The 10,918-nt window shown below is 41.9% G+C and carries 9 protein-coding genes; 3 read left to right on the plus strand and 6 right to left on the minus strand.

Features of this window, described 5'->3' with window-relative positions:
* Positions 1-2 precede the first annotated feature (2 nt).
* The 4 genes from topA to JR005_RS02935 form a co-directional block, all read right to left on the minus strand.
* Positions 3-2,648: a type I DNA topoisomerase gene (gene topA / locus JR005_RS02920; RefSeq protein WP_218665527.1), complete on the minus strand. Its 2,646-nt coding sequence runs from the start codon at positions 2,646-2,648 to the stop codon at positions 3-5.
* Between the two features lie 33 nt (positions 2,649-2,681).
* Entirely contained in the window at positions 2,682-3,131 is a 450-nt protein-coding gene (locus JR005_RS02925) for a hypothetical protein (RefSeq protein WP_005001349.1), read from the minus strand.
* A gap of 92 nt (positions 3,132-3,223) precedes the next feature.
* Entirely contained in the window at positions 3,224-4,240 is a 1,017-nt protein-coding gene (locus JR005_RS02930; RefSeq protein ID WP_004993993.1) for a hypothetical protein, read from the minus strand.
* Between the two features lie 46 nt (positions 4,241-4,286).
* Positions 4,287-4,532 carry a SlyX family protein gene (locus JR005_RS02935; RefSeq protein ID WP_004991383.1) on the minus strand — a complete coding sequence of 82 codons (246 nt, stop codon included), beginning with the start codon at positions 4,530-4,532 and terminating at the stop codon, positions 4,287-4,289.
* Between the two features lie 34 nt (positions 4,533-4,566).
* On the opposite strand from JR005_RS02935, the gene JR005_RS02940 reads away from it, so the two are divergent.
* Positions 4,567-6,474 (plus strand): ATP-binding cassette domain-containing protein, encoded by a 1,908-nt coding sequence (locus JR005_RS02940; protein WP_218665528.1) that lies wholly within the window; start codon positions 4,567-4,569, stop codon positions 6,472-6,474.
* A gap of 78 nt (positions 6,475-6,552) precedes the next feature.
* On the opposite strand, the gene JR005_RS02945 is transcribed toward JR005_RS02940, so the two are convergent.
* Positions 6,553-6,990: a DUF2147 domain-containing protein gene (locus JR005_RS02945; protein WP_004991387.1), complete on the minus strand. Its 438-nt coding sequence runs from the start codon at positions 6,988-6,990 to the stop codon at positions 6,553-6,555.
* A 274-nt stretch (positions 6,991-7,264) separates the two neighbouring features.
* On the opposite strand from JR005_RS02945, the gene JR005_RS02950 reads away from it, so the two are divergent.
* Complete coding sequence (locus tag JR005_RS02950; RefSeq protein WP_218665529.1) at positions 7,265-8,200, plus strand: lauroyl acyltransferase; 936 nt, start codon at positions 7,265-7,267, stop codon at positions 8,198-8,200.
* A 32-nt stretch (positions 8,201-8,232) separates the two neighbouring features.
* Positions 8,233-9,348 (plus strand): glycosyltransferase family 4 protein, encoded by a 1,116-nt coding sequence (locus JR005_RS02955; RefSeq protein WP_218665530.1) that lies wholly within the window; start codon positions 8,233-8,235, stop codon positions 9,346-9,348.
* A 48-nt stretch (positions 9,349-9,396) separates the two neighbouring features.
* Here JR005_RS02955 and gltP read toward each other — a convergent pair whose 3' ends face one another.
* On the minus strand, positions 9,397-10,698 hold the full coding sequence (gene gltP / locus JR005_RS02960) for a glutamate/aspartate:proton symporter GltP (protein ID WP_151829661.1): 1,302 nt from the start codon (positions 10,696-10,698) through the stop codon (positions 9,397-9,399).
* Positions 10,699-10,918 lie beyond the last annotated feature (220 nt).

The raw sequence follows: 10,918 nt of genomic DNA on the forward strand, positions 1-10,918 counted from the left end.
ATTTAAGCCTCAGCCCATTTCCCATCTTGATACAGCAGACTCCATTTAGTCTGTTTACCTTCTGGCGTCTCAGAACCAATGTATTGTGCCTGATTTTTACGGCTAAACTTGATCAACGTCGGATTACCTTCTGGATCAACATCAGGAGCTTGAAGCAAATATTGATACTTTGGATCAAGTTGATCTGCAACAGTACGTAGTTCTGCAACTTTCGGCGCACGAGTTTCACGAATTTTCGGGAACTTGCTGGCTGCTAGAAACAAACCTGCTGCGCCATCACGCAACACAAAATAATCATCATGTTTAGTCGAGCGCAAGTGTTCCATTTTAATTGGATCAACACGTGGTGGTGCAGGTTGTCCATTTTTCAAAACTTTACGGGTATTGTCACAACTGGTACAGGCAAAGTATGGTCCAAAGCGACCTGTCTTTAACTGCATTTCACCATCACATTTGTCACATGGAATGGTTGGACCATCATAGCCCTTGATTTTGAATTCGCCTTCTTCGACTTCATAGCCATCACAGTCTGGATTATTACCACAAACATGTAATTTTCGACCGCCATCAATCACATAACTATCCATCGCGGTGCCACATTTTGCACAACGATGTTTAGACATCAGATCAGCAGTTTCCGCCGAATCATCATCGGAAAAGGCAGCTAATGATTCGACTGGTGTCAGATTCAGGGTGCCTTTACAACGTTCTTTCGGTGGAAGATTATAGCCAGAACAACCTAAAAATACCCCTGTGGTTCCTGTACGAATCTGCATGGGTCGTCCACATAACTGACAGGCGACACTAGGAACTTCAACAGGTTGATTACGGCGCATACCTTCTGCACTAGCCGCGGTATTTAAACGATTTTTAAAGTCACCGTAAAAACTATCGAGCAATTCTTTCCAGTTACGATCTCCTGTTGCCACACGGTCGAGTTGACCTTCCAGATCTGCGGTAAAAGCATAATTCATCAGATTATTAAAGCTTTCATCCAGACGATCGGTGACAATTTCACCCATTTTTTCGGCAAATAGGCGACGATTTTCCAGTTTCACATAACCACGATCTTGAATCGTCGAAATAATCGCAGCATAAGTCGATGGACGACCAATTCCGCGTTTTTCAAGTTCTTTGACCAATGAGGCTTCGGTAAATCGTGCAGGGGGTTTGGTAAAATGCTGACTTGGATCAAGCTTTTCAAGCTTAAGAATTTCACCCACTTTTACCGCTGGGAGTAATACATCATCATCCGACTTATTGGCACCACGAACTCTGGTAAAACCATCAAATACCAAAGTACGCCCTTTGGCACGTAACTCGACATTATTGGCTTCTACGGTCAAGGTCGATGATAAATATTCAGCAGGTGTCATTTGACAAGCAACAAATTGTCGCCAAATCAAATCATATAACCGCTGTGCATCACGCTCCATTCCTGCAAGTTGATCCCCTGTTAGCGCGACACTTGAAGGTCGAATCGCCTCATGCGCTTCTTGTGCACCCGCTTTGTTACCATAACGGTTTGGCTTGGCAGGAACATATTTATCACCAAAATTTTGCTGAATATGATCGCGCACCATATTCACCGCATCATCACTTAAAAAGGTCGAGTCGGTACGCATATACGTGATAAAACCACCTTCATACAGACGTTGCGCCAACATCATGGTCTTTTTCACTGAAAAGCCAAGACGAGTACTCGCTGCTTGTTGCAAGGTCGACGTAATATACGGCGCACTTGGATTAACCTTAGTCGGCTTATCTTCACGCTGCGCGACTTTATATTCTGCATCTTTAAGCAGATGAAGAACCGCATCTGTTTCAGCTTTATTGCGTAGCTTTAAGGTTTTTCCCGCTTGCTTAAAGGCTTCCAGACGAATGTCATCTTTTTTCGAAGTGGTGTCCGCAAAAATCTGCCAGTATTCTTCAGGTATAAAAGCACGAATTTCACGTTCACGCTCAACCACCAATTTAACGGCTACCGATTGAACACGTCCTGCTGATAAACCACGGGCGATTTTTTCCCAAAGGAGTGGAGAAATCATAAAGCCTACGACACGATCTAGAAAACGACGTGCCTGTTGTGCATTGACTTTATTGGTATCGAGACGTGAAGGATGCTTAAAAGCTTCCTGAATGGCATTTTTGGTGATCTCGTTAAACACCACACGTTGATAACGACTGTCATCACCGCCAATCACCTCTTTTAAATGCCAAGCGATAGCTTCTCCTTCACGGTCCAAGTCCGTTGCGAGATAAACTTCATCAACCTGAGAAGCCAGTTTTTTAAGCTCTGCAACCACGTGTTCCTTGCCTGGTAGCACTTCATAATGTGCTTTCCAGTCATGTTCAGGATCTACACCCATACGATTAATCAATGCCGTTTGTGCTCTTTGCTCTTTTTCTTCGGCAGTCAATTTGGCACGTGTTGCTGGTTTTTTTTCACTAGATTTGGCTGAACCACCTGTCGGCAAATCACGCACGTGACCCACCGAAGACTTCACAATGTATTGTGAACCTAAATATTTGTTGATGGTTTTCGCTTTTGCAGGCGACTCCACAATCACTAAGGCACGTTTGTTTGCAGCAGACTCAGAAGATGCTGTCGTGCTTTTTTTGCTTGTGGATCGAGGGGCATTCGCCATAATAAACTGTTATTCCTGTTGGTAAATAAAGAGTTAGACCGTAGCGAGTTGTAATAAATACGCTTTCATGTCTTCAAGTTGTGTGGCTTTAATATCCGTTTCTTCATCCCAATACAAGCCCACACAGTTTGCCTGCATATCAATAGCATAAATCCCTTTTAATGCAATGGGAGAATCATTAAATTTCTGATCGCCTTCAATCACATTGAGATGACCATCCACAACACGAGCACGCATTAATGGTAATCGAGCCTCTGGAATAAGAACGCTATAGTAAGCGACCATACTGGCACGGTTCTCAGTGGCTTTCGGGATTTTTGTCCATTCAGGTGCCGCAACCAAGCGCGGGTGTAGCCCCATCTTACGTGCTTTGTCTCGCATCAATCCTAAAGCTTTTTCACGTGGGCTGACACGCAAGCCAAAAATTGAGCCTAAAACAAAAACGACGATAATGATCGTCACCCATAAACCTAAATGTTCCATACCTAACCCTATCGTGTTCTATTATTAGATTTGCATAAGCTCAATATAAAACGCAAGTTTTTCATGCTTCATGCTACTTTTATCATGCAAAATCAATGGATCACCATTTGCGCAGTATAATGTAACTGGTCATCATCAAGTTGAATATAGCCTTTATCCAGCAAAGATTTCATCAGCATTTGAATATCGGCTTTGGGAAACCAGTCCTGTAATCGATCTCTTAAACTAAAAATATCTTTAGGACGATCATGCTGAAGTTCATCCAGTTTTTGTAATACTTGCCATTGCAACTCATCCAGCTCTGGGGGAAATGGGCCTTCTACGACAGGTTGCTGTTGTTGTAAAAATTGCATAATCGTGTCTACATCACCCACCACCACTTGTGGCATTGCTAGCGCGGAATTTTTTTCTTTTGTGACGGATTCAGTCATTTGAGTTGGAAGTTTCGCTTTACGGTTTTCATGCTGATTTAAATCAAGGCTGATCCATTGTTTTAAAATTTTCTTACGGAAACTCAATCGCGAAGTGTCACGTCGAATAATTTTTAAGTGAATTAACATGGCAACGATCTGTGAAACTTGCTCGTCTGAAACCTGCAAAATATTGCCAATTGAATTATGTAATCCTTCAAGAGTTGCTGGTAAACCTTTCGTATTGGTCAGCGCATCGCAATATTTTTTGACTTGTAGCAACATCGGCTGCGCCTGAAAACTAGCCGCTGTCGGTAACTGATATTCGGTTTTATCATTGTTCTTATACGCTGTTTGTAATACCACCTTTCGCCCTGAATTTTGCAAAATTTCAATCAATAAATGAATCTCTCTCATAGTCGAAATTAGTTCAATTTCAATATGTTCTTCGGTTAAAGCCAGTAATTGTCCAGCGAGCATGGCATAAGCCAATTCTTTTTTGGAAATAGGAGGCACATCCAACATCATGACCATGCCAGAAGTCACCCAACCTGCAAGCTCGGTCATATCTTCCAGAGCATAGTCAAATTGACCCGTTAAATTAAATAGATAAACCAATTGATCATGTTCAATGTAAGCACGTAGCGTTTTGGCTTGGAGTGGATTTTTTTCAAGATCAATGAGAACAACATTTTTCATGGTACAAATCACTTTGCTTCAATATTCAATAAAAACGATATACACATTAGTAATGCGGTGGTTTATTACTTAAAGGGTCAAAGGGCGCAATGCCTTCTGATAAATCTGCTGATTCAACACGTTGATACAAAAGCTGCATTTGTTTTTTTAAATCAGCAATTTCTTTAGACTGAACTGCCAATTGCGTATTGAGCTGATCAACTAAATCGTCTAAAAATGCAATTCGGACTTGCAAATCTTCAATGGGTGCGGAAAATGACGCATGATCATCATAATCTGTTGGTTTAGTCATTTAACTCTCCTCATTTGGGATTTTGGAAAACATTATGGCCTATATTACTTTAAGGGATGTCCAACTGGCATTTGGTGGACCCGCCCTCCTCGACGGCGCGAACTTTGTATTGGAGCGCGGCGAACGAGTGTGTTTGATCGGTCGTAATGGCGAAGGCAAGTCTACTTTACTTAAGCTGATTGAGGGAAGTTTATTACCTGATCGCGGCGAAGTTTCTATTCAAAATGGCCTCACCGTTTCGATGTTGGCGCAAGACGTACCCATGGATTCAGGCAAAGTTGCCGATATTGTCGCAGATGGCGCGGGTGAAGCGGCCATTGTACTCAAAGCATATCATGAAGCCAGTGATGCCTGTGTACTGGGCGATATGGATGCTTGTGACCGCATGGGGCATTTACAGCATAAACTGGATCAAGTTGATGGCTGGGCACTCGAAAACAAGGTCAATACTATTTTAGGGAAAATGGGGCTTGATCCAGATGCAGATCTTGCCGACCTATCAGGTGGTCGTAAACGTCGCGTATTACTTGCACGCGCACTCCTGACCCAACCTGATATTTTATTGCTTGATGAACCGACTAACCACTTGGATGTTGAAAGTATTGAATGGCTAGAAAAATTCTTACTCGAACAAAATAATTTAACCTTATTGTTTATTTCGCATGACCGTTCGTTTGTAGATCGTTTGGCAACCCGTATTGTGGAACTGGATCGAGGGATCTTGCGTAGCTATGAAGGTAATTATTCACGTTATTTAGATTTAAAAGCACAGCAACTCGAAGCTGAAGAAAAACAAAATGCCTTATTTGAAAAGAAACTGGCAGAAGAAGAAGCATGGATCCGTCAGGGCATTAAAGCACGTCGTACCCGTAATGAAGGCCGCGTTCGTGCCCTAAAAGCTTTGCGTGAAGAATCCAAAGCCCGCCGCTTCCAGCAGGGCAAAGTCAATATGGGCGTTCAGGATGCTCAGCGTTCAGGTAAGCTGGTGTTTGATATTGAACATTTAAGTGTCAGCTACGATAGCAACCTCTTGATTCGCGACTTTTCAGCGGTGGTGTTACGCGGTGATCGTATTGGTCTGGTCGGTGATAATGGTGTCGGCAAAACTACCCTGATCAAAGCGATTTTGGGTGAAATTGAACATACAGGTACAGTGAAAACAGGCACCCAGCTTGAAGTCGCTTATTTTGATCAATTGCGCAATCAGCTTGAGCTCGAAAAATCTGTGATGGCGAATGTCTCGGAAGGTTCTGACTTTGTCGATGTCAATGGACAACGCCGTCATATTTATAGCTATTTACAAGACTTTCTGTTTTCACCTGAGCGTGCACGTACCCCAGTAAAAGCCTTGTCGGGCGGTGAGCGGAATCGTGTGCTATTGGCGAAATTATTGCTTAAACCATCAAATCTGATCGTGATGGACGAACCAACTAATGATCTGGATATGGTGACTTTAGAACTTCTTGAGGAAATGTTGGCTGACTATAAAGGAACATTGCTATTGATTAGCCATGACCGTGCCTTTATGGATAATGTGGTGACCTCCACATGGGTATTTGATGGTAAAGGCGGTATCGAAGAATATGTTGGCGGTTATCAGGACTATCTGTTGCAACGTCCAAATCAAACCGTAGTTGATCAAAAATCTGATGTTAAAAAAGCGCAGGCCAAAGCAGAAGCCAACAAAGCTGTTGCTCCTAGCAAAAAAATAAAATTGAGTTTTAAAGACCAACGTGAATTGGAACAACTGCCTGCCGAGATTGAGAAATTGGAAGCTGAACAAAGCACCTTATCTGATCAACTTGCCGACGGTTCATGGTTTGTTAAAGATGCCGCAGCAGCCACTCAGGCGAGTCAGCGTTTAGCCGAAATTGAAGAGCAATTGCTTGAAAAACTGGAACGTTGGGATGAACTGGAAAATTTAAGTAAAGGGAATACATAATACTGAGACTCCCCTTTTCACTGTGAAATGGGGAGAAACTTTAGCCAATCTAAAATTCAACGATTGGAACTCATCTACTTAACTGACTTTGTACCAAGTCTGATTACGACCCAGTGCTGAAATTCCCATATATCCACGTAAATCTAGTCGGGTTCCATTATTGGTTAATTTGCCTTTCAGCGAATAACTTTTTCCTGTTTGAGGGTCAATAATGGTTCCGCCCTCATACTCATTTCCACCCGTGTTTTTTAGGTTACGAATCACTGTCACTCCGACAAGAGGCTTATTTTTAAACGTTCCGGTACATTTTGTACACTTTTCAGCCTGATCTACAACCAAAACCTTCTGTACCGTTGCTGTTAAATATCCCGATTTATCTTCCCTAAATTTGACAATACTTCTGGCTTCATGTGTCTGGTCATCAATGGTTTTCCATGAGGTACCATTGAGTGGATCTTGTGCATATACAGCAGATGAAAGTAAAACTATCGAACTTATAAATAATATATTTTTCACAACTTAGGCTCTCACACATCAAATAATAACCAGTATAGTATTTTTAAATTCTACGATGTGTATTCAAATTTTATAATGATTGGTGATGAAATGTTCCGTAAGGCTCATTTAGAAAATCTAAATTTTTTGCTTTTTAATAACATTTTTTGCTTTTTAATAACTGTGCTGACTAACGCTTACAGATCTATGATCTTTGGAACTAAGCTACAAGTTAAAAATCAGTTCATGTTACACTGCCCCAAACTTTTTGATATTTGACTTTATCCAGAACAAGATGAGCCAACAACATCCCTACACACCGGGCGAGTTTCAATGGTCTTTTTTGCTCCCAAAATATTGGGGCATTTGGATTGCGATTGTTTTTTTAATGCTGCTTGCGATTTTGCCGTGGGCCATTCAATGGCGTTTGGCGCAAGCTATGGGTCATTTAGCTTGGAAATCTTTAAAGTCACGACGCAAAACCACGATTCGTAATCTCGAAGTCTGTTTTCCTGAATGGTCTCAACAAGAAGTTGAATGCCAAGGTCGACAGGTTTTTGTCGATATGATGCTCGGCGTGTTTGAAACGCTCAACGCATGGTATTCACCGCAATGGTTTAAAGGCCGCTCTAGTGTTGAAGGTCTTGAACATATCACCCATGCGCAAGCTCAAGGTCAGGGTGTGTTATTACTTGGAACGCATAGCACCTTGCTGGATGCTGGCGGCTATATTTGCTCGCAATATTTTGAGCCTGATGTGGTCTATCGACCACAAAACAACCCCCTACTGGATATGTTGATTTATCGTTGTCGCGCCACGATTTATAAACATCAGATTGATCATGATGATATGCGTGGTCTGATTCGCAAACTCAAAGATACCGATGCTATCTGGTATAGTCCCGATCAGGATTTCGGCCTTAAACAAGGCGTTATGGCACCTTTTTTTGGCGTACCCGCCGCAACCGTCACTGCACATCGTCGCTTATTAAAAATTTCCAAAGCCGCCGCCGTGCCTTTGTATTTTTATCGTCACGGCGACATTCGTGATCCCAAATATCATGTTTTAATTGAAGCAGCCGTTGAAAATATGCCAAGTGATAGTGAAATTGATGATGCCACTCGTGTCAATAAAATCATTGAAAATCAGCTTCGTATTGCACCGACTCAATATATGTGGTTTCATCGCCGCTTTAAAACTCGTCCAGATGGATACGAGAAAATTTACTAATATTTAAAAATGAAAAAAGTTGAGACCTGAGCATGAAAGTGATGCAGTTGCTTCCCGAACTGAACAGTGGTGGCGTTGAACGTGGCACGCTGGAAATCGCACGTGCTTTGGTGAGCCAAGGTCATCAATCCCTTGTTGTGTCCAATGGTGGACGTTTGGTTCCTCAACTTGAAGCTGATGGTTCTACACATCTGCAACTGCCGATTCATAAGAAATCTTTGTCTAGTCTTTGGCAGATTCGTCCATTACGTCAACTAATCAGGACACATCAACCCGATATTGTACATGTCCGTTCACGTGTGCCTGCATGGTTAATACATTTTGCCTTACGTGGTATTCCTGCTCAGCAACGTCCACATCTGATCAGTACCGTACACGGTTTTTATTCAGTGAATCGTTATAGCGCGATTATGACGCAAGCTGAAAAAGTCATTGCAGTTTCAGATAGTGTGGTCAAATACATTAGCGATCATTATAAAAACTGTCCTCCTGAGGATATTGTTCGGATTTATCGTGGTATTGATCCCAAAGCATTTCCGCATGGCTATCAGCCATCTGGGCAATGGATTAATCATCAATACACCTTATTTCCACAACTGGAAAATAAGTTTTTGCTGTGTTTGCCAGGTCGCATCACTCGTCTTAAAGGACATGAAACATTGATAGAATTGATGGAGCGCCTACAGACAGAGCATCCAAATATTCATGCGATTGTGGTGGGCGGTGCGGATCCCAAAAAAGCAGCCTATCTGGATGAACTCGAAGCGACCATTCAAAATCGTGGATTGCGTGATCAGATCACCTTTGTCGGACATACTTCAGAAATTCGGGAATGGCTGGCATTAAGTGATATTGTGCTCTCTTTATCCAATCAGGCTGAAACTTTTGGACGAACTGCACTGGAAGCACTATCCGTTGGAACACCTGTCATTGGCTGGAATCGCGGCGGTGTGGCTGAAATTTTATCTCGGCTTTATCCACAAGGTCTGATTGAGGTCGATGATCGCGAAGCACTACTTAATTGTGTGAAGCATCATATTGATCATCGCCAACAGGTTGAACCCGTCACTCAATTTAGTCTGGATGAGATGTGTAATCAGACCATCCAACTGTATCAATATATGTTGAATCAAACTACAGTCAAATAAAAAGGAAGCATTCGCGCTTCCTTCTTTGGTGTATCAGCCGACAGATGCTTAACTGGCTTCTGACTGATTTAAACTGGCTTCATACGCTTTGGCTTTATCTACATCGTAGACTTTTTCCCACTTGCTAATCACCAGTACCGCCAGCGCATTACCCACTACATTCAGAGCAGTACGTGCCATATCTAAAATACGGTCAACACCCGCAATAAATGCCAAACCTTCAAGTGGAATGCCGACACTGCCTAGCGTTGCCAATAACACGACAAAAGAAACACCCGGTACCCCTGCAATCCCTTTAGAGGTAATCATTAGGGTAATCACTAAAATCACCTGTTGATATAAAGACAGATCAATCCCATAGAGCTGTGCAATAAAGATGGCGGCAATACTCTGATACAGCGTTGAACCATCCAGATTAAATGAATAACCTGTCGGAATCACGAAACTGGTAATCGCTTTCGGAGCACCATAAGCTTCCATCTTTTGCATAATACGTGGCAAAACGGTTTCGGAACTGGCAGTGGAATACGCCAAAATCAATTCATCTTTGAGAATTCTCATCAACGTTAAGATATTAATACCGCATAATTTTGCAGTAATACCTAACACGACAAAAGCAAAAAAGAAAATAGTGGCATATACCAAAACAACCAACTTAGCCAAAGGAATCAGAGAGGTAAAACCGAAATTCGCTACCGTGACAGCAATGAGACCAAATACCCCGATTGGTGCATATTTCATAATCATATGCGTCACACGGAACATGGTTTCAGAGACCGCATGGAATACATGCAACAAAGGCTCTTTGGTGGTGGTTGGTAATGATGACAAACCAATACCGAACAATACTGCAAAGAAAATTACAGGCAGCATTTCACCATGTGCCATAGAACTAATAATATTCGTTGGAATTAACGATAAAATCGTCTGGATAATGCCATGAGAATGCGATTCAACTTCTTGCGTAGTATGTTGATATTGAGAAATATCTGTTTTCACCAACGCTGACATATCCACACCAGCACCTGGCTGGAAGATATTGGCGGCAACTAAACCGACAATAATTGCAATCGTGGTAATGATTTCAAAATACAAAATTGTTTTAAAGCCAAGTCTTCCCAGACTTTTTGTGGAACCAACACCTGCAATACCCAAAATGAGCGTAGAAAAAACGATTGGAATCACAATCATTTTAATCAAGCTAATAAAAATCTGACCCAAAGGTTTCAACACATTATTAACCGCGGCGTCTTTTATTTCAGGTTGGTTGTGCAAAATAGCCCCGACAACCACACCAAGGATCAAAGCAATTAAAATTTGCCAAGCAAGGCTAATTTTAAAGTTCTTCATAAGACAATCCTTTGTGCTCAAAAAGCACGTTATAAGAACAGGAGAGTAAATGCGCTCTATAACAAACAACACGTTCGTAAAATTCCTTTTTGATTTGAGATAGGATCTAGCCCTTAACCCATCAGCTCAATTTTTAGGTTTCTACGGACAACGAGCGATAAATGATCGGCACATTCTAGAGAGATTTTATTATTTAACAATACTAAACTAGCATAAAATC

The organism is Acinetobacter sp. Colony158, from assembly GCF_019264745.1.
In the GTDB taxonomy this organism is placed as follows: domain Bacteria; phylum Pseudomonadota; class Gammaproteobacteria; order Pseudomonadales; family Moraxellaceae; genus Acinetobacter; species Acinetobacter ursingii.